Here is a 24312-nt window from a genome sequence, read left to right on the forward strand (position 1 = left end):
GCCGGATCAGATCCGATCAGGTCGGGGAGATGAGGCCCGTTGCGAGCAGGAAGAGGAGGATCGATCCGAGGGCGAGGCGGTAGATGATGAAGACGCTGTAGCTGTGCCGCGCGACGAACTTCAGCAGCCAGGCGATCGCGACGTAGGCCGTCAGGAAACTGACCACGGTCGCGGTGATGGTGACCGTCCAGCCGACCCCGTTGGCGATGTTGGACGACTCGGTCACGACCTGGAGCAGTGCGGCGGCGAACAGCGCCGGGATCGAGAGGAAGAACGACAGCCTGGTCACCGTGACCCGGTCGATTCCACGGAACAGGCCGGCGGACATCGTCGAACCGGAACGCGAGATCCCGGGAATCAGGGCCATGCACTGGACGACACCGATCACCAGGGTGTCCTTCCAGGTGACGTCCTCCTCGTGCCGCTTCTGGGTGGCGACGTGATCGGCGTAGGCCATAACCCCGCTCCAGCCGATCAGCGCCAGGCTGACAAACCACAGGCTTCTCAGTGTGGTCTCGATCTGATCCTTGAAGAGCAGACCGACGATGCCGATCGGAATGGAGCCGACGATCACCGCCGCGCCAAACCGAAAGTCGGGGTGATCACGGTACTCTGGCCTGGTCAGGCCCCGGGCCATGGCAGCGATGATGCGCTGGAAATCGCGCCGGAGGTAGAGCAGGGTGGCGAATACCGCGCCAACCTGGATGATCGCGGTGAAAGCCGTGATGTCCGGAGAGTCGATCTCGTGGCCGAGCGCCTTCTCCAGGATCGTCAGGTGGCCGGTGCTGGAGACCGGGAGGAACTCCGTCAGCCCTTCGACCGCACCGAGAAAAACCGCTTCGACGATATTCATTCCAGCCCTTCCTCGGYACCACCTGCGACCGGCGGACCGCCAGGAGTGTATGCCGGGAAAGATCGGCAATTGACACGGGGTCTGCGGGCACGCCCCACCTGGCGGCGGCGGCCACCGGACCGCGGGCCGCACGCCGCGGCCGCCGACACGAACCCGCACACCCGCCCCGCCGGTGCATCCGTGCATCCGTCCGGGGACAGCGCAGCACCACCGTGGCGTGCCGGTCGGTTCGGCCGCCTCGCGGTCCCGACGCCGATCCACCCACCGGAACGGCGCGCAGAATATACTTCTTATCCGAGAAGAAGAACGTTCTCGCCCTGCCCGCATCCCGGACCCAGAAGGACAGCGACGTGAGCGACACTGTCGGAGTGGAATGGGAGGATGCGCCGGCTTCGGTACGCGCGGCCGTCGACCGGGCGCTGAACCGGCATCAACGGGACGCGTTGACCGAGGTCGAGCAGATCCTCAACGCCGCCCTCCGGGTGGCCGTCCGGGTCGCCCCCGCCGACCCCAAGGTCGCCGACATCGTGGCCGAGGCCGGGACGTCCAACCAGACCTTCTACCGCTACTTCGCGGGTAAGAACGATCTCATGCACGCGGTGCTCGAACGGGGCATCGTGCTGGTGCGCTCCTACCTGCGCCACCAGATGGCGAAGAAGCCCGATCCCGCCGGGCAGCTGACCGCCTGGGTGGAGGGCATGATCGCCCAGATCACCCGACCGGCGGTGGCCCAGCAGGGCATCACCGTCAACCGGCTGCTCGCCCGGGCCGGGGAGTCGATATCGGGGCGGGCGACGCTCGACGGCCAGCTCGGCGAGCTCCTCATCCCCCCGCTGACCGCGGCTGGCCGAGCCCGGCCGGATCTTGACGCGCGGGTCATCCAGGATGCGGTGCTCGGCACCATGCAGCGCCATGTCGGGCCCGGCACGATGCCCAGCGAGGACGAACAGCGCCATCTGGTCGACTTCTGTGTCTCGGTCATCAGCCCGGCGCCGCGGCCGCCCGCCGCCTGAGCCCCGGCCCAGCCTCGACGCCAAACAAACACCCTCGGTGACAATATGTGTATTTCCTGTGATCCACAGGTAGGAACTGGGGGGTGGATCGCAGCCGCCGCCCCAGGGGCGCGGCCCGGCAGGACACCGCCCGGCCGTTCGCCGCCGCAGGTCTCTCGCTCGCCGGTCTGGCCTCCGTGATCACTGGTGCGCCATGCCACGGCACCGACCGCCGCTGGCGCCTCATGGTGTCAATCATGATGTTCGCCGCGGCGATCACCGTGTTCCCCCACCGGGTCGGGCGCCACCACCGGAGCCGGAGCCGACCTGCCGGCAGCGGGYGGAAGCCCGTCCGACGACGCGCGGGATCCGCTGCCCGGCCCAGCGGACCGGGCCGACCGAGCTCGCACTCCCGGGCATATCAGCTACTGGTGTCTGATCATGCTGCTGGACTGTCTGATCATGGTCGGATGCATCGCGCTGCTCGCCGGCCCGGCGATCCTCCGCAACGCGTGGCAGAACGACGTTCTGCTGATGAACGGCCCGATCTACTMGATCATCCTGGCGGCGATCGCGYTGCTGATCACCGTGGCGTTGCTGCTGGTGGCGGTGTTCCGCCAGCCCCACAACCGCCRCCAACCGCCGCCAACCGCCGCGGTCGCCGGCTTGCGACCTCAAYGACTTCAAGCGCGTCAATGATCTTCTCGGCCACGCGGCCGGGGACGATCTGCTCCGGATCACCGCAGGACGCCTCTCGGCCGGCGTGTCCTACGCGGCCGCCCTCAGCGTCGGTCTGGTGACCGTCGACCCCGCGACCGAGGCCGTGTCCGCCGAGGCCCTGCTGCATCGCGCCGACCTKGCGATGTACGTGGCGAAGGCACAGCGCTCCGGGTCACCGGCCGTCTGCACACCGGCTCTGGGCTCCCCCGACCGGCGTCCACGAAGATCCAAAGACCCTCGTTCCAGGATATCGGAAGTTGTGTTCCGAGTATGAAGAACGTTATTCTGACGGCGTTGAGAGGAGCGCCGACGATGTCGTGGGATTTCGAGACGGAGCCCGAGTACCAGGCGCAGCTGGACTGGGCCAACACCTTCGTCCGTGAGGAGGTCGAGCCCCTCGACCTCGCCTGGCCGAACCTGCAGTTCGTGCCGCCGGACGACAATCTCCGGCGGGTCATCACCCCGCTGCGCGAACAGGTCAAGGCGCGTGGGCTGTGGGCCACCCACCTCGGGCCGGAGCTGGGCGGCCAGGGGCACGGGCAGCTCAAACTGTCGCTGCTGAACGAGATTCTCGGCCGGTCCAGCTGGGCACCGCTGATCTTCGGCTGCCAGGCGCCCGACACCGGCAACGCCGAGATCATCGCGCACTACGGCACAGAGGCGCAGAAGAAGCAGTACCTGCAGCCGCTGCTGGACGGCGAGTGCTTCTCGTCCTACTCGATGACCGAGCCCCAGGCCGGTTCCGACCCGACGCAGTTCACCTGCCGCGCGGAGCGCGACGGTGACGGCTGGGTCATCAACGGCTGGAAGTTCTTCTCCTCGAACGCCAGCACCGCGCGCTTCGTGATCGTCATGGTGGTCACCAACCCGGACGTGAGCGCCTACCACGGCATGTCGATGTTCCTGGTGCCGACCGACACGCCGGGCATCAACATCGTGCGCAACGTCGGGCTCCCGGGCGAGCCACTGGGTGAGGGCCACCACGCCCTCATCCACTACGAGAACGTGCGGGTCTCCAACGACGCGCTGCTGGGCGGCGAGGGCCAGGCGTTCGCGATCGCGCAGACCCGGCTCGGCGGCGGGCGGATCCACCACGCGATGCGCACGATCGGCCTCGCGCAGAAGGCGCTCGACATGATGTGCGAGCGGGCGCTGAGCCGTCGTACCCAGGGCAGCCTGCTGTCGGAGAAGCAGTTCGTCCAGGGCTTCATCGCCGACTCGTACGCCCAGCTCAAGCAGTTCCGGCTGCTCGTGATCCACACCGCGTGGTCGATCGACAARCACAACGACTACCGCAAGGTCCGCAAGGACATCGCCACCGTGAAGGTCGTGATGCCCTCGGTGCTGCACGACATCGCCGCGCGCTCGCTGCAGGTCCACGGCGCGCTGGGCGCCAGCAACGAGATGCCGTTCCACCAGATGATCATGGKTGGCTTCGTCATGGGCCTCGCCGACGGGCCGACCGAGGTCCACAAGGTCACCGTCGCGAAGCAGGTCCTGCGGGACTACAAGCCCAGYGACGACCTGTGGCCCACCGAGCACCTGCCCAAGCGCCTCGCCGCCGCGCGCGAGAAGTACGCCGAGTTCCTGGACACAGAGGTGGGGAACCTGTGACGATCGACGTCGACCGACTCACCCGCTGGCTCGACGAGACCGGGCTCCCCGGCAGGGGCGAGCCCCTCGAGCACCGCTACGTCTCCGGCGGCACCCAGAACGAGATCTACGAGATCCGGCGCGGTGACCTGCACGGCGCCCTGCGGATCCCGCCCGCCGGCGCCCCGGCCAGCCGCGACGCGGGCATCCTGCGGGAGTGGCGCATCATCGAGGCGCTGGACGGGACGGACGTCCCGCACACCAAGGCCATCGGCATGTGCGAGGACCCCGCGGTGCTCGGCCGCACCTTCTACATCATGGGCTTCGTCGACGGCTGGTCCCCGATGGACAAGCGCGGCGTCTGGCCCGAGCCGTTCAACTCCGACCTGGAGGCCCGCAAGGGGCTGTCCTACCAGCTCACCGAGGGCATCGCCCTGCTGTCGAAGGTGGACTGGAAGGCGCGGGGCCTGGAGGGCCTCGGCCGGCCCGACGGCTTCCACGAGCGCCAGGTCGACCGCTGGACGTCCTTCCTGGAACGAATCAAGAAGCGGGAGCTGCCCGGCTTCGACGCCGCCGCCGCCTGGCTGCGCGCGAACCGGCCGATCGACTTCATCCCCGGTCTCATGCACGGCGACTACCAGTTCGCGAACGTGATGTTCCAGCACGGCGCGCCGGCGAAGCTCGCCGCCATCGTCGACTGGGAGATGGGCACGGTCGGCGACCCCAAGCTCGACCTGGCCTGGATGCTGCAGAGCTGGCCGGAGGACACGAGCTCGCCGGAGCTGACCGGCAAGGGCTACGCCGACCTCTACGCGATGCCGACCAAGTCGCAGCTCCTCGCGCACTACGCCGAGGTGTCCGGCCGGCAGGTGGACGACTACGACTACTACCTGATCCTCGCCAAGTTCAAGATCGCCATAGTCCTGGAGCAGGGCTACCAGCGGGCCGGCGACGACGTGAAACTCCAGTCGTTCGGGCCTATCGTGCTCAGCGCCATGCAGGAAGCCGCAGACCTCGCCGAATCGACGGACTACAAATCGTGACTGAGACCCCCCAGGCTCCCGAGCTCGTCACCGAGCGCGTCGGACACACGCTGGTCATCCGGATCAACCGGCCGGAAGCCCGCAACGCGCTGACCCCCTCGCTCCTCGCCTCGATCGGCGCCGCCGTGCTGGTGGCCGAGACCGACCCGGAGATCCGGGTGGCGGTCCTCACCGGCGCCGGCGAGAAGATCTTCAGCGCGGGCATGGACCTCAGGGCGTTCGCCCAGGGCGGGAACTTCAACTCCGCCGAGGCCCCGGACAAGGAGGGTCGGGCGACCTTCGATCGGCTGGCGGCCGGGGACGTCCGCGTTCCCGTCATCGGCGCCGCGAACGGCTCAGCGGTCGGCGGTGGCTTCGAGCTGCTGCTCGCCTGTGACCTCGTAGTGGCGTCCTCCGCCGCGAAGTTCGGCCTGCCCGAGGTGAAACTGGGCCTGTTCGCCGCGGGCGGCGGGGCGGTCGCGCTCGCCGGCCGGCTTCCGCTGGCGGTCGCGCTGGAGCTCACGCTCACCGGCAGCACCTTCGACGCGGCCCGTGCCCAGCAGCTCGGGCTCGTCAACGCGGTGACGGAGCCGGCGAAGGTGCTGGAGACGGCGCTGGAGTTCGCCGCGAAGATCGCCGCAAACGGCCCGCTGGCCGTCGCCGCGACGAAGGAGATCGTCCGGCTGGCCGCGGAGGATCCCGGGCGCGGCCGGCAGCGGTCCGCCGAGCTGTCCGCCATCGTCTTCCCGAGCGAGGACGCGAAGGAGGGCGCCGCGGCCTTCATCGAGCGACGCCCCGCGCAGTGGAAGGGACGCTGATGCCGCGGCCCGGACACGCCGGGCGGGTCTGAGATGCTGGCCGCGGTCTGCCGCGAGTACGGCGGGCCGGAGGTGGTACGGGTCGAGGACTTCCCGACGCCCGTGCCCGGCCCCGGCCAGGTCGCCGTGCGGGTTCGTGCGGCGGCCGTGAACTTCTCGGACGTCCTGCTCGTCGCCGGTGAGTACCAGGTGAAGGTCCCGCCGCCGTTCGTCCCGGGCAGCGAGTTCGCCGGTGTCGTCGAGAGCGTCGGCGAGGGCGTGACCGACCTCGCGGCCGGCGACCGGGTGTTCGGCACCGGCATCGTCGGCGGCTTCGGGGAGGTGGCTCTCGGCCGCTCCGAGAGCATCACCCGCACGCCGGACGGCATTCCCGACACCGTGGCGGCCGCGTTCGGCGTGGCGCACCGCACCTCGTACCACATGCTCCGGTCGGTGGCGCGGCTCCAGCCGGGCGAGCAGCTCGTCGTGCTCGGCGCCGGCGGCGGGGTGGGGCTCGCCGCCGTCCAGCTCGGGGTGGCTCTCGGCGCCACGGTRACCGCGGTGGCGTCATCCGCGGCGAAACTGGAGGCGGCCGCGGCCAACGGTGCGACCCATCTCGTCGACCACCGTGCCTCCAACCTGCGCACGGCGCTGAAGGAGACCCTGCCCGGCGGGGCGGACGTCGTCCTCGACCCGGTCGGCGGCGACCTCGCCGAGCCGGCGCTGCGCGCACTGCGCTGGCGCGGCCGCTTCGTCACCGTCGGGTACGCCTCGGGGACGATCCCGCGGATTCCGCTCAATCTGGTGCTGCTCAAGGGCATCGAGATCGGCGGGATGCAGCTACGTGACCTGGGCATCCACGCCCCGGACGAGCTGCGGCGCAACGAGGCGGAGCTGATCGCACTGTTCGCCGCCGGAAAGGTCACCCCGCATATCGGCGCGACCTTCGCCTTCGCCGACAGCGCGGCGGCGCTGCGCCACGTCGCCGACGGCCACGCCGTCGGGAAGACCGTGCTGGAGATCGCCCCCGCGCGCTAGGCCGCGGGGCAGGACCGGGCCCGGCCCGGTGCCGCCACAACGAGGTGGGGCACCGGACCGGGCCTGCCGCGTCTCAGCCGCTGTGCGCGTGCCGCTCGGCGAAGAGCCGCGCCCACTCCTTGCGGGAGCGGATGGCGGTGTCGACGTCGGTGGCGGTGGCCCGCAGTGCCCCCACGGTGGCCCGCTCGCGAGGAAGCTCCGTGAACGGGTCCCAGTTGAAGAAGCGGCAGGCGTTCTCCCAGGTGATCTTGTTGATCTCCTCGTCGTTCGCGCCGGCCTGCTCCAGCTCGTTCAGGACGAACTCGGGCGCCTCCGGCCAGATCGAGTCGGAGTGCGGGTAGTCGCACTCCCACGCGATGTTGTCGATGCCGATCTCACGGCGGAGCTTCAGCGAGGTGGGGTCGGTGACGTAGCAGGCCAGCGAGTGCTCCCGGAACACCTCGCTGGGCAGCTTCCCGCCGAAGTCACGGCGCAGCCACTTCTGGTTGGTGTAGTGCCGGTCRCAGCGGTCCAGGTAGAACGGGATCCAGCCGATGCCGCCCTCGGAGAAGGCGAACTTCAGGTCGGGGTAGCTGCGCATCGCCGGGYCCCACAGCAGGTCCTGCRCGSMGAGCGAGGAGATCTGGCAGGCCAGGATGATGAGGTTGTCGATCGGGGCGTCCGGGGCCAGCTTGAGCGCGCCGAAGCCGGTGCCGATGTGCAGGCACATCACCATGCCGGTGTCGGACAGGGCCTCGAACACCGGCGCCCAGTAGGTGATGTCGTGGTAGCTGGGCAGCCCTTCCAGGTGCGGCAGCTCGGGCATCGTGACCGCCCGGCAGCCCTTGGCCGCGACCCGGCGGATCTCGTTCACCATCAGCTGCGGGTCCCAGGTGGGCAGCAGGGCGAGCGGGATGAACCTGCCCGGGTAGGTGCCCGCCCACTCGTCGATGTGCCAGTTGTTGTAAGCCTGGATCATGGTGACCGTGGTGTCGGTCTTGTAGTGGTTCAGGTGACCTGCCGAGAACCCGGCGAAGGTCGGGAAGCACATCGAGGCCAGGATGCCGTTGCGGTCCATGTCCCGCACCCGGTCGTGGATGTCGTACACACCCGGGCGCATCTCCGCGAACCCGGCCGGGTCCTTGCCCCACTCCTCCGCCGGCCAGGACACGACCGCGTTCAGGCCGCTCACACCGGTGACCCGACCCTGGTAGATCCACTGGTCGACGCCCTTGTCGTTACGCACGACATGGGGCGCCTGGTCCACGAGGTTCGCCGGGACGTGGTTCTTGAACATGTCCGGCGGCTCGACCACGTGGTCGTCGATGCTCACCAGGACCATGTCGTCGATGTTCATGTTCCTCCTCGACCGCCTGATTCGGGAGTGTGCTCCCGACCACACCTCTACTTCTACGCCTTCCCACCCTGGCCGTCTCCGCGCATTCGGCCAAGAAGTCTGCGTAGTCGGCCAGACCTGACTGCCGACAAGCAGCCCGTTGCCTGGCCGTGCCCATGCGTCACGCCAGCCCGCCACGCCCTGCGACACCCGCCGCCGCGGCTGCCCGCGCGGGTCATCGGCGCCGCTCGGCCTGCCGTTCCCCCTGATCAACCATGACTGACGCGCACGTCAGACGCCATCGAATCGGAGGATTGCCGTCCGGATTTCCGAGATGGAGGGCACCCGGCCGGTGCGACCGGCGTCGCACCGTGGTGGACCGCGACCGGGACGTAATCAGGGTGCTCTTTGTGAAGAGCTGATGGCAGGACGACACAGAGGCGGGCTGATGAGCAGGAAGTTGTACAGCGCGCAGGAGATCCAGGAGTTCATCGAGGAGTTCCGGGCGAACGGGGGCCGTCCGACGGGTCTCTTCGAAGGTGCCACGCTGCTGTTGCTGGACAGCGGCCCCGAGCCGGATGGTTCGCGGCACGTGTGCCCCCTGAACTTCTACCCCGCGAACGGCCGGTACTACGTCTTCGCCGCCAATGACGGCGCGGACGAGGACCCGCGTTGGCTCGGCCAGCTGCGGGCCGCGCCGAACGTGACCATCGAGGTCGAGGGCAAGGTCCTCCAGGTGACGGCCGTCGAGCTCGGGGCAGGCGAGCGTGGAATGATCTACGCGCGCCAGGCCGCCCGGAACCCGCAGTTCGAGCACTTCCAGGGGATGACGTCCAGAGTCATCCCAGTCGTGGCGCTCACCCCCACCGGCGACGCCTGACCCTGGCCGCCGCCCGGTGCCCGGGGTCCTCCACCCCGGGTGCCGGGTGTTCCGGGTGCCGGGCGTTACGCGGGAACGAGTTCTGCTCGCCCGGCCGCTGAGCCCCGCCCGGGCGCGGACGCACGTTTCGTACCTATTGGATGCTCGCATTGCGAGCCGCAAACGCCCTGCCGCGAGGGCTTCCGGATGCCTCCCTATGATCACGGATCGTGCCGGGAATGGTCGGTTCACGATGATCGCCGGGAATGTTGTCCGAGAGTCAGGCCCCAGTCGTGTTCATTGATCCGGAGCGGGTGGCGGCGGCGCTGCCCGCGTACGACCTTGGCCCGGAAGTCGGCTCGGGTGCCTTCGGGTTCGTCCTGGAGGGCCGCCACCGCGGCCTGGACCGCGTCGTCGCCATCAAGGTGATGCCGACCCGGCGCCGCCACCACACCCTCGACTCGTCGGTCGAGGCGCGGATCCTGGCCCGCTTCGATCATCCGCACATCATCCGCGTCCACGACTACGTCCAGACGGACGACCTGCATCTGATCGTCATGGAGATGATGGCCGGGGGAACCCTGGACGACCGCAAGGGCGTCCTCACCCAGCTCGATGCCTGCGCCGTCGGCCTGGCCGTGGCCGACGCCCTCACCTGCGCGCACTCCAAGGGCATCCTGCACCGCGACATCAAGCCCGAGAACATGCTGTTCGACACGACCGGCCTGGTGAAGGTGGCCGACTTCGGGATCGCGAAGCTCATGAGCGGCGCGGCGGGCCCCACCAGCACCCTGGTCGGGACGCGGCACTTCATGCCCCCCGAACAGCTCCACGGCGGCCCGCTGAGCGCGGCCACCGACGTGTACGCGCTCAGCGTGGTGCTCCACCTCCTGCTGACCGGCGAGGTGCCGCCGGGCCCCATCCCGCCTCGCCCGCTGCTGGCCTCGGACGGCCGCGAGCATCCGGTGCCGCCTGCGCTGCGCGCCGTTCCCGGGCCGGTCCGGGCAGTGATCCAGGCCGCGCTGGCCGAGGACCCCGCGGACCGCCCGCAGACCGCCCGCGGGTTCGCGCTCGCCCTCGCGGGCGCCGCCGCCGCGGCCTACGGCCCGGGCTGGCTCGCTCGGGCGGACGTGCCGGTCCATCTCCACGAGGACGTCCGCGCCGCCACGACCGCCACGACCACCCCGGCCACGACTGCCTCCCTCGCCGGGGGACAGCCGCCGGTCGTCGACGGCACGGTGCTCCCGTTCCCCGCGAGCGGCGAAGCGCCGGCGCACGGCCGGACACCCGGTCCGGCGACCTCGGCGGCCTCGGCGTCGGCCTCGGCAGCCTCGGCCGGGAAACCGGGCACAGTACCCAGGAAGCCGGGCAGCAGTGACGGTCTCGGCCAGCGGCGGCATGCCCGACCGCGCTCCCACCGGACCGCGCCGCCGCGCCGCCTTCTCGCCGCCAGCCTTGCCCTGCTGTTCATCACCGTCGTGGCCGGGGGCACCGTGCTCGCCGTCGCCCTGAGCCACGACCGGCCCCGTAGCCTCGCCGCCCCGCTGGGCGAACCGCTGACGGAACACACCGACTGGGTGGTGTCCCTCGCGTTCTCGCCCTCGCCGTCGAAGCGGATCCTCGCCAGCGGCAGCAAGGACGGGACAGCGCGTCTGTGGGACGTGTCCGACCCGGCCGCCCCGTACCCGATCGGACCGCCCCTGCCCGGCACCAGCCCCGGGGTGACGTCGGTGGCGTTCTCACCGGACGGAAGGACGCTCGCCAGCGGCAACTGGGATGGAACAGTGCGGCTCTGGGACGTCACCGACCCGAAGGCGCCGTTCTCCCTCGGCGCCCCGCTGTCCGTCGACGTCGGCGGCCCCAGGTACCCGGAAACGCTTGTCTCGGTGGTCTTCCTCGCCGACGGATCGGCTCTGGCCAGCGCGGGACCCACCCAGACCACGCTGTGGAACGTCACGGACCGGCAGCGGCCGACCCCTCTCGGCCCGCCCATACCCGGCCACACGCGGCTCGCGCGGCTGGTGGGGGCGGACGTGGGCGGCGCCGTTCTGGGGCGGGTCGGCGAGGGCTCGACGGTCCGTCTCTGGAGGGTGGCCGACCCCGCGCGGCCGGAGGCGCTCAGCGTGCTGTCCTCCGGCCACGTCGGCGATGTCAACGCGCTGGCCCTGTCTCCGGACCAGCGCACCATGGTCACCGGCGGCGCCGACACCGACCTGCGTGTGTGGGACGTCACCGACCTCCGGCACCCGCGCCTCCTCGGGAAGCCCCTCAGCCGCCACCAGAGCACCCTGTGGACGGCGCTTTTCCTGGCGGGCGGGCGCACGGTCGTCACGGCCAGCTACGACGGCACGGTGGGCGTCTGGGACGTCCGTGACCGCGAACACGCGCGCTATGTGGGCCCGATCCGCACCCGTCACACGGACTGGCTGCTGTCGATGGCACTCTCCCCGGACGGGCGGATCCTGGCGACCGGAGGCAAGGACGGGACGATCCAGCTGTGGAACGCGGCCGGGCTGACCGACGCGACGCCGCCGGAGAACAGTTGACGCCCTAGTACGGCGCGCCAGCCTCCCGCCCCGCGGGCGACGCTTCCGCAGCGGGGCGCATCCGGCCAGGCGACTGGTCGTAGAGCGCCTCGTAGCGGTCCGCGTGGAGGCGGTGGATGGCGGCGCGTCGGAGTTTGCCGGTGGCGGTGAGTTCCCCGGCCTCCTGGGAGAGATCGCGCGGGAGGATGGCGAAGTGCTTGATCTGTGCGGGCCGGGCGACCCGCTGGTTGGCAGCGTCGACGATCCCGCCGACCAGCGCCCGCACATGGGGGTGCACCGCGAGCGTGGGAAGGTCGGCGGGGAGTCCCCGCTCCCCCGCCCAGGCCGCGATCTCCTCCTCGTCCAGGGTCACCAGGCTCACCAGGTAGGGCCGGCGGTCGCCGTAGCTGACGGCGTGTGAGATCCAGCGTGACTGGCGCAGCAGGTTCTCCAGCACTGCCGGTGCGACGTTCTTGCCGCCGGCGGTGATGATGACGTCCTTGCGGCGGCCGGTGATGGTCAGGAAGCCGTCCGAATCGAGGTGCCCGATGTCCCCGCTGTGCAGCCAGCCGTCACGCAGCACCTCCGCGGTCGCCGCCGGGTCGCCCCAGTACCCGGCGAAGACGTGCGGGCCGCGCAGCAGGATCTCGCCGTCGGCGGCGATCGCCAGCCCCAGGCCGGGAACCGCCGTGCCCACCGTCCCGACCCGGTTGTCCTCGAAGCGGTTCACCGTGCCCAGTCCGGTGCTCTCCGTCATGCCGTAGCCCTCGAGCACAGGGACGCCCGCTGCCCGGAAGAACTCGAGCACGTCCGGCGAGATGGGGGCGGTGCCCGACAGGGCGAGCCGTACCCGGCCACCAAGGAGGGCGCGTACCGGTGCCAGCGCGTCATGGGCGGCGGCCTGGCTCGGAGCCTGGCTGGGGGCCTGGCTGGGGCCGAGGACCGCGGACATCCGCGCGTGGATCTTCTCGAAGACCCGGGGGACCGCGGGGAGCACGGTGGGCCGGACCTCGGCGAGCTCGCTGACCACCTGCGTGATGTCCCCGCCGAAGTACGCCAGCGTCGCCCCGAAGCGCAGGGCACCGAACTGCATCATCTGGCCGAACATGTGCGCCAGCGGGAGGAACAGGTAGACGACGTCGTCGGGGCTGAAGTAGCCGAGCTCCGCGGCCGTCCCGCAGCCCGCGACGAGGTTGCCGTGGGTGAGGACGCAGCCCTTGAGCGGGCCGGCGCTCCCCGACGTGTAGATGATCAGGCAGGGTTCGTCGACCGTGACAGCCGCTCGCCGCAGCCGCGCCACCTCGGCGTCCCGGTGCCCGCCGCGCCTGACGGCATCGCCGAGCGTCGCCACGTCGGTCACCCCGACCAGAGCCGGGGCGCAGGGAGCGCCGGGAGCGCCGACTTCGGAGCCGGCCGGCGCGTCCTCCATGGTCAGCACCGTCCGCAGGCCGGGCACCGCGCCGGCGGTCAGCCCGAGGCGCGCCAGTGCCCCGAGGTTCTCCACGACCAGCAGCACCGCGGCGGAGTCCCGCAGGATCCCGGCGCACTCCTGCGGAGAGCTGGTCGGGTAGATCGGCACGACCGCGGCCCCGGCCGCCAGCGCGGCGAACGCCACCCGGCTCCACTCGGGCCGGGAGTTCGCCAGGATGGCGATCCTGTCCCGCGGCGCCACGCCCAGGGCGACCAGGCCGGCGGCGAGGTCCGCCGTGTCGGTGGCGACGTCGGTGAAGGTCCGGTCCCGCCACGCGTCGCCGTCGCGGTACCGGACGGCGACGCGCTCGCCGAACCTCGCTGCCGCGAGGAACGGCAGGTCCGACATCACCCGCAGGTCGAACTCGGCGTCGAACTCGGACGGGACGGGCGCCGCCGGCACGGATGCCGCCGGGACGGGCAGCGGGGCGGTGTGGAGCGTCACGATGGTCCTCTYGGGTTCCGGCCGGTCAGGTCGACCGAGTACGAAGATGATCAGCGATCCCCCACCGCATGACGGCCCGCTGCCCGAGCAGGCCGACGACCGGTGCGACGACGATCGCGGCGAGCATGGGCCAGGCGAAGTCGGGCCAGGCCATGTGCACGTCCACCGCGAACCACGCCTGCCCCATCCGGGCGTTGAGGTAGCGCGCGAGCCCGAACGCCAGCGGTACGGAGAGCACGAGGGAGGCCACGAGCWGGACGACGACGCCGGTCATGATGACGGTGCGGATCCGCCGGCCGGAGAGCCCCAGCGAGCGCAGGATCGCGAACTCGCCGCGCTGCTCGACGATCTGGATGTGGATGAGTGTCGTCACGAACAGGATCGACACCCCGACGCTGAACCCGATCGCGATGTAGATGATGCTCATCATCTCGGCGATCGACGTCTCGAACGCGCTGGTGATGCTGTCCTTGCTGGTGACCCTGGCAATGGTGGTGGTCTGCGTGCGCAGGGCGTCCGCGTAGTCCGGGCCGGCGTCCACGTAGAAGCCGGAGACCGCGTCCGGAGCGGTGCCCAGCCGCTGGAGCGCCGGCAGCGTGAGGGTGGCCTGACGCAGGTAGATGTCGTTGGTGATACCGACGACCCGTACCCGCTGCGTGGCCCGTCCCTTGGCAGCGTTGATCTCGTCGCCGAGGCCGACGCCGAGCTGCCCGGCCAGGTCGTCGCTGAGGACGACCTCGTCGGCGGCGGTCGCGGCGTGCCCGCGGGCGGGGGTGACGAGGTGCATGCCCTGGGGGGACGTCAGGCCGACCAGCAGGGCGGGGGCGGCCCTGTCCCCGGCGCGCAGCTCCCCGGTGGTGCGTTGGTAGGGCTCCGCGGTGGCCAGGCCGGGGCCGTCGATCGCCGCCCGTGCCTGGCTCTCGGGCTGCGGCTGGCGCAGGTCGACCGCGTAGCGCCAGCGTTCGTCCCGGAAGGCTCCGTTGACGGTCTCCAGCGTCGAGGTCATGCCGAGCCCGTAGCTGATCGCCACCGCCACCGAGCCGGCCATCGCCAGGATCGAGGTGAGAGTGAGCAGCCGGGCCCGGGTCAGGCCGCGCAGACCGTGCCGGGCGGCGAGGGGCAGCCGCAGCAGTGTCCGGCCGCGCCCGGGGGCCCGGCTGATGGCGGGGACGGGCGACAGCAGCTGCCGCGGCGGAGTCGCCAGCGTGGGGACGCTCGCGACGAGCAGCGTGACGGCCCCGGCGGCGATGCCCATCGCGACCGCGATGGCGGCGAGGGCCGGGTCGACGGAGTGGCTGACATCGCGCAGTTCCATGCCGCTGGCGTAGACCTCGGCGAAGGCCCAGCCGACCCCGATGCCGAGGATCAGCCCGACGACCCCACCCAGCACGCCGATCACCAGACCGAGCCGGACGAGTGCGAACCGCACCCGGCGGCGCCGGTACCCCAGCGCCGCGATGATCCCGAACTCGCGCCGCTTGTCGACGGCGAACCGGTGGAACGTCAGGATCCCGAGCACGATCGACAGCCCGACCAGGGTGAGGACGATCGCCGGGCTGTAGGCGGCGAAGGCGTTCAGGTCGTCACGGACGCTGCGGTAGCTGTAGCCGTCCGTGCGGGGGGTCACGCTGACCACGCCCACGCCGGCCGATTCCAGCTGCCGGGACAGTCGCAGGCCCACAGCCGACGGATCGGCGCCGGGAGCCAGGCGCACCAGCAGGCTGTCGGTCAGCGCCGCACCGGTGATGTCGGCTGCCCGCCCCGGGTCGGCCCACAGCACGCCGAGGGAGCCTGGTTCCGCGACGACGTAGTCCGGGTTGACCGTCGTCACCATGAACTCGGCGCTGGTGCCGATACCGACGACCGCCGGGGTCCACTGTCGCCCGAACGCGGCCACTGTCAGGTGGTCGCCGACGCGCAGGCCCTGGTGCTCGGCGAGCGAGCGGTCGACGACGACCTCGTCGGCGCCCGGGGCGAAGACGCGGCCGTCGAGCAGCTTCCACTGGTTCATCCGCGGCTGTGCCGGCTGGAAGACCAGCTCACCGGCCAGCGATGTCCCGTCGGTCAGCGCGAGCGAGGCCGGCAGCAGGAGGCGCGACTCGACGTCGGCGACGTCGGCGAGGGCGCGCGCGTCGGGCAGGTTCGCGGTGGGCACCGGCTCGACCTGGACCTCCAGGTCGGCCGTGTGGAGCTGGCGGACAAGGCTGTCCTGCGTGGCGCGCAGGTCGTGCAGGGCGCTGGCGATCGCGAACTGGATGGCCACGCCGCTGCCGAGGATCAGGACCAGCGCGAGCACCCGGCCCCGGACCGACCAGAGGTCCCGCCACAGCTTGGTGTCGAGGAGTGCCATCGGGCTCACGCCGGCCCGCGGCCGGCCTGCGCCGGCGGCGACCCGGCCGGCCAGTCCACGCCGTACCGAGCCACCCACGGGGCCTCGTGCAGACGCCCGCGGGTCAGTTCGACCACCCGGTCGGCGCGGGCGGCGATCTTCGCATCATGGGTGATGAGCACCACCGCCGACCCGCTCATGCGCTGCGCCGCGACGAAGAGCTCCAGCACGGCGGCGGCCGTCTCCTCGTCCAGATTCCCGGTGGGCTCGTCGGCGAGGACCAGGGGGGTCTCCTTCGCCAGCGCCCGCGCGATCGCGACGCGCTGCTGCTCTCCGCCGGAGAGCTGCCCGGGAAAGCGGTCCCGCTTCGCCGCCAGGCCGACGCGCTCCAGCCACTGGTCGGCGCGCTGCCGGGCGTCCCGCGGCATGGGCACCATCGCCTCCAGGCCGAGCAGGACGTTCTCCCACGCCGTCAGGGTCGGCAGCAGGTTGAAGAACTGGAAGACGAACGCGACGACATGCTGGCGGAAGCTCTCCAGCTCCTTCGCCCCCAGCGTGCGCAGGTCACGGTCGGCGACCCGGATCGTGCCGGCCTGAGGCTGCTCCAGGCCGCCGAGCAGGGTCAGCAGCGTCGATTTCCCGCAGCCGGACGGCCCGACGATGGCGACGAACTCCCCGCCGCGCACGGTGAGGTCGGTGCCGCGCAGCACCGGCACCGGTCCGTCCGTGCCCTGGTAGGCGTAGGACAGATCACTGGCCTCCACCACTGGTCCGGTCACCCGGTCACTCTCCTTTCCACGCGTCCAGGGCGACGCCCTGGACGGCGCTCTGGCCGTTCCGTACGGGCAGACCGGCGCTGTTCTTCCCGCCCCCCGCGCCCCGCGGCACCGTCGGCGTCATGCCCGCGCCCGCGTCCCCGCGGGGTCGCGGACCTCCATCACGCTGCCCCGGGTGAAGAACCCGCTGCCGTAGCCGAGAAAGAGGAGCGTCTGGCCGGGACGCGGCCCGCTGCCGCGCAGTAGTTCGTCCAGCGCGTAGTACAGCGACGCCGAGGAGGTGTTCCCGTACCGGTCGAACGCCCGGAAGTTGTGGTCGACCTGCTCGGGACGCAGCGCGAGCGCTGCCGTCAGTTCACGGAGCACCTTGCTGCCCGCGGTGTGCAGCACCGCGAAGTCGACGTTGCGCTGCCACTGGGGGATCTGCCGGTCGACCAGATAACGGGCCTTCTGCGCGGTCGTGGTCAGGTGGCGGCGCACCAGCGGTTCCATGACCAGCCGCACGCCCCTGCCGGCGACCGCGGGAATGGTGTTCGCCAGCCGGATCTCGTGGTAGACGGCGTTGGGCTCGTACGTGATCGTCGACAGTGCCTCGTCGTCGGTGAGGACGCTGCCCGCGTGTCCACGGATGCGAAGCAGCGGCGTGTGGCGGTGCGGCCGGCGGGCGACGAGGAAGGCCCCGACGCCGTCGCCGAACACCGTGTTCGCCACCAGGCTTGCGGCGGTGTCGGCCAGCGGGTTGGCCATCACGGAGGTCAGCTCGCTGGACACGACCAGGCCCAGCTCGCCGGGGCGCAGCAGGTCGCCGGCAAGCTCCAGCCCCAGCAGGGCCGCGGCGCATCCCATGTAGCCCAGGTCGACGATCCGGGCGCGCGGGTGGAGGCCGAGGCTGTTGCCGACGATCGAGCTGAGGTTCGGCACCATGCCGCCGACCGTGGTGTTGGTGACAACCGCCCTGATCTTCTTCGGGTCGACGCCGGAGCGGTCGAGCAGCTCGCGCACGCACCGCACCGCCAGCTCGCCGGTGCGCCGCCGGTACCGTTCGTAGCGTTGCTGGTAGGTCTCGCTGTGGGAGTCGTCGACCGCGAAGTCCGCGAAGTACCGGCTGCGGCTGCTGGCGAGCAGCTTGTGGTWCAGCTCGACGAACTCATCCGTCAGCTTGGGCCGCAGCCGCTGGTCGACCATCGCCCGCATGTCGTCGTTGGTGACCCGGACGAGGTGGCGGTCGCCGTCGAGCGGCATGGCGGCGAGGATGTCGAGCCCGGTCACCCCGTCTTCTCCCCACCCGCCGCTGGCTTTTCTGCTGCCGCCGGGTTGCCTGGCGGTGCGCCGGTGCTGTCGCGAGTGGGCTGCCGCGGGATCCTGGGGCGGCGTGCCAGGAGATAGGGCGGCAGGTCGCGCACCGGCAGGAGCTCGACGACGACGAACAGCCCGTCGTCCCGGTTACCGGCGACGTAGTCGTCGTAGGCCCGCCCCGTGGGATGGGCCGGAGCCGGCTCCGAGCGCAGGGCGTAGCCCAGGTCACGCATACGGTCCGGGACGAGCCCGCGGTCGCTCACCGTGGTGACGCCCAGGTGGGCCGCGGTGTCGGCGTACCAGGAGCCGAACGGGTTGGCGCGCTGCGGGGCGAGCACGTCGGGAAAGCAGCGGCCGCCCACCGCGCGCATGTTCCGGTAGCTGCGCGGACTGTTCGTCACGCCGGCGAGGAACACCGGCCGCCACGGGGGGATGTGCAGGACCGCCCGCCGGATGAGGAGGTGGCCGAACCTGGCCTGGAGCCCTCGGAACCGAGGGTCGGCAAGCCTGCCGGCGAGACTGAAGTGCAGCACCGTGCGGCCGGCGACGCGCCGACGCTGGAAGAACTGGAAGCCGACCACGTCGTCTCCCTCGCGGGCGACGAAGATCTCGTCGACGGCGCGGGCATACCGGTCGATGACACGGCCGGGCTCGGCGGCCTGGAAGCTCGATGCGAACACGTGGGCGACGCCGCTGCGGGTCGGCTCGTCGAGCGACTGGCTCGGCAGAAGGTCGATCGTCGTCAAGAGAGCTCTCCAGCGGTCCTGGCCGGCGCGGCGGTGCGCGCCGCCGTGGGGGACGCCGTGGCGGGCGGCGCCGTGGCGGGCCCGGCGGCGGCACGGCCGGCGGGCAGCGGACGGGGCAGCGCGTCCCGGAAGATCTCGACGGGGTCGCGCCGACGCAGCCGCCACATGAAGCCCAGGAACGGGACCTCGAAGGGCTGCCGGTAACCCTCGCCCCGCAGGTGTCGACGGGCCTTGTTCAGGGAGTACCAGGGCACCCCGGGAAAGAGGTGATGCTCGGTGTGCCGGTTGAAGTTGAGTGCGAGCACCACGCCGAGCCAGTCGGGCAGATGTGTGGAGCGGGTGAACGCGTCCTGCTCCGCGAAGGGCACCGGCGCCGGGTGCGCGTCGGAAAGGAACGGGAAGAGCTCCGAGTGCTGCGGCAGGTTCATGTTCTCGATGACCACGTAGAACACGACCAGCATGGGGAGGAAGTAGGTCGCCCAGGCGACCGGGCCGACGATGGCGACCGCGGTCACGTGGGGTACGACGCACACCGCGTTCGAGAACCAGCCCCGCGCCGGTTTGTGGCCCGGGATCCCGGCCGGTCGCACCGGATATCCCCAGAAGACCTCGAACAGGAACTTGATGAAGGGGATCGGCAGCCACAGCCGCCAGACCAGCCGGAAAAGCGTGTTCTGGACCCGCCCCGCCTTCCACAGCGCCAGCAGGTGCGCCTGGGTGGGATCCTTGTCGATCACCCCGACCCAACGGTGGTGCAGGAAGTGGATGTGCCGCCAGGAGTAGTACGGAACGAGGCAGAACACGCTGCCCAGGTGCCCGCTGACCGAGTTGRCCCCGACCCGTGTGAACAGGGATCGGTGGCCGCTCTCGTGCAGGATGACGAACCACCGGAAGACCGAGATCCCGGCCAGGACCTCCAGGGCGAGGAAGGCCGGGCTCCAGGGCGAGGTGCGGCTGAGACCCCACGCGATCGCCAGCAGCAGCAGGCACTCCCCCAGCACCGTGGCAAGGCCCTTGACGTCACTGACCCTCAGCAGACCCGCATCGCGCAGGGCCACCCGTGAGCGGCTGAACCGCACGGTCTCCATCACGCCTCCCCAGGAGGGGCCCCCGACGGGCCCACGACCTCACCCACGCCACCCGTCGGCGTGAAGTGGGCTTCCAGTGCCGCGTGCCGCCGCCGGAACGTCGAGGCGAGCAGCACCCGGCACAGCAGACTGTCGACGAGCGGCCCGAACCGGGTGACCACCTGCAGGTGGTCGATGACCCTCGTCCCGCCACCAGGCCTCGGCTCGAACAGGTGGACGTGCCTGAACAGCCGGTAGGGCCCGCCCGCCATCTCGTCGACGAAGCGCACGTTCTCCTGGTACTCGACGACCTCTGCCCGGTGGGTGAGCCACAGGCCGGGCGCCAGCCGGTACCGGAAGTGCAGGAGGTCGCCCTTGCACCACCTGTCCAGCGAGCTGCGCCAGCGGACCCGGTAGGGGAACAGCTGCTCGAAGCCGATGCTGCTGGTGCAGTGGCGGAAGACCTCGGGCACCGGCGCGGGCAGGTCCGAGCTGTAGATCAGCATGGTCATTCCGCTGCCCTCGCGAGTGAGGTGGCGGAGACCGGCTGGCGCGGCGGGGTCGGGGACGGCTGGGGCTGCGGCTGYGGCTGCGGCGCGGCAGCCGTCGCCCATCCTGCGTYGTGCGCCCAGGCCCGCAGGATGTCCCGGTTCCCCGCACACCGTGGCAGGTAGTAGGAGGCCAGGCGTTCGGCGAGTCGGGAGCGACGTTCCGCGCCGGTGGCCACCAGACGGTCGAAACCGGCGCGCAGTGCGGCGGCGAGGTGGGGGTTGTCGTGCCCGATCGCCAGATCGGACATACCGAGTTCGCCGTAGATGCTGGCGAGCCGCTCGTCGTGGTGGAGGGCCATCTGTGGCACGGACGTCTCCATGGACAGAACGCACGCGTGGTAACGGGAGGTGACCAGGTAGTCCAGACCGCGCAGGTCGGCCACCATCTGGCGGGCCGTACGCTGCCCGGCGAAGCTGGCGTGGGTGCGGTCGAGCACCTCCGGCGGCAGCGTGTCGAGGATCTGCCGGCAGATCCGGGTGTCCAGGGCCTCCATCGCGACGAGCTGCACCTCCCAGCCACGATCCCGGACGACGTGGACGAGCAGGTCGGACCAGGCTGCCACCAGCTCCTGAGTGCGCCGGGCCCGTTCGGCGTCCCAGGAGTAGTAGTACGGCCAGTGGTAGCGGAGCTCACGGCTGCCCCACGGACGGGCCCGCACCGGCCACACATGGAAGTTCACCGGCGCCAGGCCGACGCGCGGGGCGCGGCCGGCGGGGCGAGGGGCGCTGTGCCGGTACTGGAACGCGGTGTCGGTCGTGTCGAGGACCGACCGGGTGACCCCGGCCTCGCGCAGGGTGTCGCGGGCAGCCGCCGTCCGGACGACGATCAGGTCCATCGACCGTGCGACATGCCGGGTGAGCAGACGGTTCACGGGCTTCATCCGGCCGGCGTCGACGGCGTAGGCGACGGTGGCAGCACCCGCCCGGCGCGCGGTCCAGGCTCCCCACAGGAACAGATAGAGCAGCGCACTGCTCCAGCTGTCCTTGAAAAGGCTGCCCTCCACCAGCATGACCAGGTCGTGGCGGGCGGTGAGCCGCCGCACGGCGGCCGGGTAGACGTAGGGGATCTCGACGATGGACAGTGTCGCCGACTCCGTGATCAGCCGGAGGGTGTTGGCGCGGCTCGCGGTGCCAACGGTGATCTCCACGTCCGAACCGAAGACGGCGCGAACGTCCTCGATGATGGTCAGCAGGCGGATCTCCGACCCGGTGTTCTCAGCGCCGAGGTAACCCAGCAGCAGCACACGCGGCGCGCTGCTCCTTCCCCTGGCCATGTCGTCTCCGTGGGTCACAGCACCGACTCCGCCCCGGCGGAGGAGCCGACCAGCGCGCCACTCGGAGCCGTCGCCAGCGCCGCCGTCGCCGCCCGCGCCCCGTCAGGCGCCCGCCCCCCGGAGACCACTCGCGTCTCCGCCTCGAGCTCGTCGAGGAAGGCCTGGACGAACTCGCGCATGCGGACCAGATCCAGCCAGTTACCGGCGTGCCCCTGGTCGGCCCCGCAGGCTCGTACATTGGCCCGGTCGTAGGTGCGCTCGTAGCACAGGTAAGGCAGGTAGTGACGCATCTTCCGAAGCAGGACCGCCTCGACCAGGTTGTCCCGCTGCTCGGGGGCGCCGGAGAACTCCGCCTCCAGCGCCAGCCCGATCAGCGGCGGCACCCCGTAGACGAGGTCGGYCAGGCTGAGCGGCCGTTCGTTGGTCAGGTGATACACCTGGCCCGTCGTCGCGGCTCCCTGATCGAGGATCGCCAGCATCTCGTCGACCACCACGTCGACCGGTATCAGGTTGATACTCGCGTGTCGTTTGGCGGGTAGCCGGACCGAAGGCGTGCCATCGGGGATGTGCCCCGCCGCCCGCCACAGGAGCTCGACCACCTTGTAGAGGCCGGTCCGCGAGCTCGTGCGCAGGGTGCGCGAGTGCCCGATGATGATGCTCGGGCGGAAGATCCGGACACCGACAGCATGGCTGGCCGCATGTTCCCGGACCAGCCCCTCCGCGTACCACTTGCTTTCCTCGTACACGTTGGTGAACGCCTCCGGGCAGCGGGTGTCCTCCTCGGTGATCAGACCTTCCCGGGTTCCCGAGACGTAGGCGGTGCTGATGTAGTTGACGGCCTGCAGGCCGGACGTGTCGGCCAGCTCCGCGAGCAGCCGGCGCGTGCCATCCACATTCGACGACCACACCTCGCCGCGGTCCTCCTCGCGGAAGGACAGATTGGCCGCGCCGTGCAGCACCTCGAACCCGTCTGTGGCCCGCACCCACGCCTGCCAGACCGGGTCATCCCGTAGGCGCAGCACACGCAGATCCGCGGGCAGGACAGTGATGCGGCGCGCGCACGCGCCGACGTCGAAGGCCGTCCCGCAGTCCGCGGCCGCGGTCGCCAACGCGGCCAGCACCCGCTCCCGCGGAGCGGCGTCGCGCGCCCCCCGTGCCAGACACAGCACCCGCCCGTCCGGATGGGAGTGCAACCATTCCAGCAGTACGTGAGAACCGAGGAAACCAACGGTTCCCGTGCAGAGAAGATCCACTCGCTCTCTCGTTTCTTTGCCAGTCACCAGCACCGGACCATCCGGCTAATTCTCTAGCTGCTTTCGTAGCCGAATGGCCGGCGGTAACGAACCCAGYCGGTTATATCACGGGCCTCGACTTCATTAGCGCCACCAACTTCGACCACACCCGGAGAGAATCGAAGAACATCCCGGACTTTTCATCACCAAATGGCAGTACAGCGCTTCGTCTTATTGYCTTTGTAGATTAGTTTTCTTCATAACTCCTGGCTGTGTTGACCAGTCGTCGCCAAACTCGATCTTCAATGCACGGAGGAGCGGTCTGGGAAGCAGTGAGGCGCGGGTCCGGATATGGCGCGATCACCGGCATCCGCCAGATCTGTCAAAGAAGGAGGGGGACTGGGTGCGACCGCAAGGACATCCTGAATGGTAGGGGTCTGGTATTCACCATCGACCTGTCCGGGTATCGGCAGGCCGTAATCGGGTCATACCCCGGGCACAAGCTATACGCAATCCCGGTGGCCTGTCAGAGCAGAGTCACCCGCCTGTCAAGGTGCGACCACAGGTCATGGCGGTGCGCGGGCGGCCCATCCGGCCCAGGTCGCCGGCGGCCGCGGACAAGTAGGAAGTCGGCCCACCTGCGGCGGCGGTGGTGGATGGTGGGCGCACGGCGCTGCCCTCGCCAGGTCCCGGCCGGCAATCCGTACTGCCGCCGTCTGTTATCACCGAGGCCACGTTCAGAGGGCGACTACAGGTGCCCCCGCCCGGGACCTCGTCCCGCGCCCACCGAGTCCGGGATCGGTCGGACACCGTGACGGTCGCACAGCACCTGGTCGCCGACATCGCCGCCGAGAACAACCGCCTCGTGTCTGGCCGCGTCGGCCCCGATCGGATCGGTGTTCGGCCCGACGCACGGCCCTCCGACGGACTTCGATCTCCGCGCGATGAACGGGTTGTTCCTCGCACCGGGAGTCGGTACCCAGGGCGCCGCACTCGCGACAGTCGCAGCGTGCTTCGCGGACCGTCCCGATCGCGTTCTTGCCTCCGCGTCCCGGTCGCTGCTCGCCGTCGGGCCGGACCCGCCGCGTCTGCGACACGGCGCCCAGACCCCACGGCGCGCCTCCGCGATGCACTCCGCGCCTGAAACAGCTGCTCTGCTCGGCTGGGCGCTGGCGTCCCCTCTGCTCGTTCTACCGTGCCCGCTGGCGTCTGCGGACGGCTGCCGAGGTCATGGACAGCTTCCTCAGCGGCCCGGTTTCGGGTTGGCCGAACGGTGGCCACGGTTGAAGCAGCTTGGCTACACGGTTGGCTACATAACGATCACCCGGCCCCCGCCAGGTCGGGCGAAGCCCGACACCCGGGGGCCCGGGGGACGCCCCCCGGAAAGACATAACGGCCCACCGCGAAGCTGA

Annotated in this window: 19 protein-coding genes and 1 pseudogene; 9 read left to right on the plus strand and 11 right to left on the minus strand. The window is 70.7% G+C overall.

Annotated features, from left to right (window positions below):
- Positions 1-16: 16 nt before the first annotated feature.
- A complete protein-coding gene (locus CC117_RS31180; protein WP_071091073.1) occupies positions 17-853 on the minus strand; it encodes an undecaprenyl-diphosphate phosphatase in 837 nt (278 codons plus the stop codon).
- A 350-nt stretch (positions 854-1203) separates the two neighbouring features.
- Between CC117_RS31180 and CC117_RS31185 the strand changes: the two genes are divergently transcribed.
- The 7 genes and pseudogenes from CC117_RS31185 to CC117_RS31210 all read left to right on the plus strand — a co-directional run bounded on the left by CC117_RS31185 (position 1204) and on the right by CC117_RS31210 (position 7015).
- Positions 1204-1866: a TetR/AcrR family transcriptional regulator gene (locus CC117_RS31185; RefSeq protein WP_071091076.1), complete on the plus strand. Its 663-nt coding sequence runs from the start codon at positions 1204-1206 to the stop codon at positions 1864-1866.
- A 420-nt stretch (positions 1867-2286) separates the two neighbouring features.
- A complete protein-coding gene (locus CC117_RS31190) occupies positions 2287-2544 on the plus strand; it encodes a hypothetical protein (protein ID WP_071091079.1) in 258 nt (85 codons plus the stop codon).
- Positions 2545-2557: 13 nt separating this feature from the next.
- Positions 2558-2839: pseudogene (locus CC117_RS35560) on the plus strand (hypothetical protein); the annotation flags it as partial.
- A 38-nt stretch (positions 2840-2877) separates the two neighbouring features.
- Positions 2878-4179 (plus strand): acyl-CoA dehydrogenase family protein, encoded by a 1302-nt coding sequence (locus CC117_RS31195; RefSeq protein ID WP_071091086.1) that lies wholly within the window; start codon positions 2878-2880, stop codon positions 4177-4179.
- Positions 4176-5201: a phosphotransferase family protein gene (locus CC117_RS31200; protein ID WP_071091088.1), complete on the plus strand. Its 1026-nt coding sequence runs from the start codon at positions 4176-4178 to the stop codon at positions 5199-5201. Before CC117_RS31195 ends, CC117_RS31200 begins: the two co-directional genes overlap by 4 nt.
- A complete protein-coding gene (locus tag CC117_RS31205; RefSeq protein WP_071091091.1) occupies positions 5198-5998 on the plus strand; it encodes an enoyl-CoA hydratase-related protein in 801 nt (266 codons plus the stop codon). The genes CC117_RS31200 and CC117_RS31205 overlap by 4 nt, the downstream gene beginning before the upstream one ends.
- 33 nt (positions 5999-6031) lie before the next feature.
- A complete protein-coding gene (locus CC117_RS31210; protein WP_071091095.1) occupies positions 6032-7015 on the plus strand; it encodes an NADPH:quinone oxidoreductase family protein in 984 nt (327 codons plus the stop codon).
- Between the two features lie 73 nt (positions 7016-7088).
- On the opposite strand, the gene CC117_RS31215 is transcribed toward CC117_RS31210, so the two are convergent.
- Positions 7089-8351 (minus strand): amidohydrolase family protein, encoded by a 1263-nt coding sequence (locus CC117_RS31215; protein WP_071091097.1) that lies wholly within the window; start codon positions 8349-8351, stop codon positions 7089-7091.
- A 427-nt stretch (positions 8352-8778) separates the two neighbouring features.
- On the opposite strand from CC117_RS31215, the gene CC117_RS31220 reads away from it, so the two are divergent.
- Together CC117_RS31220 and CC117_RS31225 are read left to right on the plus strand one after the other, a co-directional pair.
- Positions 8779-9210 carry a nitroreductase/quinone reductase family protein gene (locus CC117_RS31220; protein WP_071091098.1) on the plus strand — a complete coding sequence of 144 codons (432 nt, stop codon included), beginning with the start codon at positions 8779-8781 and terminating at the stop codon, positions 9208-9210.
- Between the two features lie 272 nt (positions 9211-9482).
- On the plus strand, positions 9483-11735 hold the full coding sequence (locus CC117_RS31225) for a WD40 repeat domain-containing serine/threonine protein kinase (protein WP_071091243.1): 2253 nt from the start codon (positions 9483-9485) through the stop codon (positions 11733-11735).
- Positions 11736-11739: 4 nt separating this feature from the next.
- Here CC117_RS31225 and CC117_RS31230 read toward each other — a convergent pair whose 3' ends face one another.
- The 9 genes from CC117_RS31230 to CC117_RS31270 form a co-directional block, all read right to left on the minus strand.
- Complete coding sequence (locus CC117_RS31230; RefSeq protein ID WP_071091100.1) at positions 11740-13629, minus strand: AMP-dependent synthetase/ligase; 1890 nt, start codon at positions 13627-13629, stop codon at positions 11740-11742.
- 25 nt (positions 13630-13654) lie between these two features.
- Entirely contained in the window at positions 13655-15979 is a 2325-nt protein-coding gene (locus CC117_RS31235; RefSeq protein WP_131803164.1) for an ABC transporter permease, read from the minus strand.
- A gap of 5 nt (positions 15980-15984) precedes the next feature.
- A complete protein-coding gene (locus CC117_RS31240; RefSeq protein ID WP_084133057.1) occupies positions 15985-16737 on the minus strand; it encodes an ABC transporter ATP-binding protein in 753 nt (250 codons plus the stop codon).
- A gap of 117 nt (positions 16738-16854) precedes the next feature.
- Positions 16855-18003: a 3-oxoacyl-[acyl-carrier-protein] synthase III C-terminal domain-containing protein gene (locus CC117_RS31245; RefSeq protein ID WP_071091109.1), complete on the minus strand. Its 1149-nt coding sequence runs from the start codon at positions 18001-18003 to the stop codon at positions 16855-16857.
- Positions 18000-18776 (minus strand): hypothetical protein, encoded by a 777-nt coding sequence (locus tag CC117_RS31250; RefSeq protein WP_071091112.1) that lies wholly within the window; start codon positions 18774-18776, stop codon positions 18000-18002. The genes CC117_RS31245 and CC117_RS31250 overlap by 4 nt, the downstream gene beginning before the upstream one ends.
- A complete protein-coding gene (locus CC117_RS31255) occupies positions 18773-19864 on the minus strand; it encodes a fatty acid desaturase family protein (RefSeq protein WP_071091116.1) in 1092 nt (363 codons plus the stop codon). The genes CC117_RS31250 and CC117_RS31255 overlap by 4 nt, the downstream gene beginning before the upstream one ends.
- The gene (locus tag CC117_RS31260) at positions 19864-20349 is read right to left on the minus strand and encodes an SRPBCC family protein (protein WP_071091119.1); all 486 of its coding nucleotides are present in this window, start codon (positions 20347-20349) and stop codon (positions 19864-19866) included. Before CC117_RS31260 ends, CC117_RS31255 begins: the two co-directional genes overlap by 1 nt.
- Before the next feature lie 2 nt (positions 20350-20351).
- Positions 20352-21668, minus strand: a complete 1317-nt coding sequence (locus tag CC117_RS31265; protein ID WP_131803165.1) for a polysaccharide pyruvyl transferase family protein — start codon at positions 21666-21668, stop codon at positions 20352-20354.
- Positions 21669-21682: 14 nt separating this feature from the next.
- Positions 21683-22921: an SDR family oxidoreductase gene (locus CC117_RS31270; protein ID WP_071091125.1), complete on the minus strand. Its 1239-nt coding sequence runs from the start codon at positions 22919-22921 to the stop codon at positions 21683-21685.
- Positions 22922-24312 lie beyond the last annotated feature (1391 nt).

This window comes from Parafrankia colletiae (genome assembly GCF_001854655.1).
GTDB lineage: Bacteria > Actinomycetota > Actinomycetes > Frankiales > Frankiaceae > Parafrankia > Parafrankia colletiae.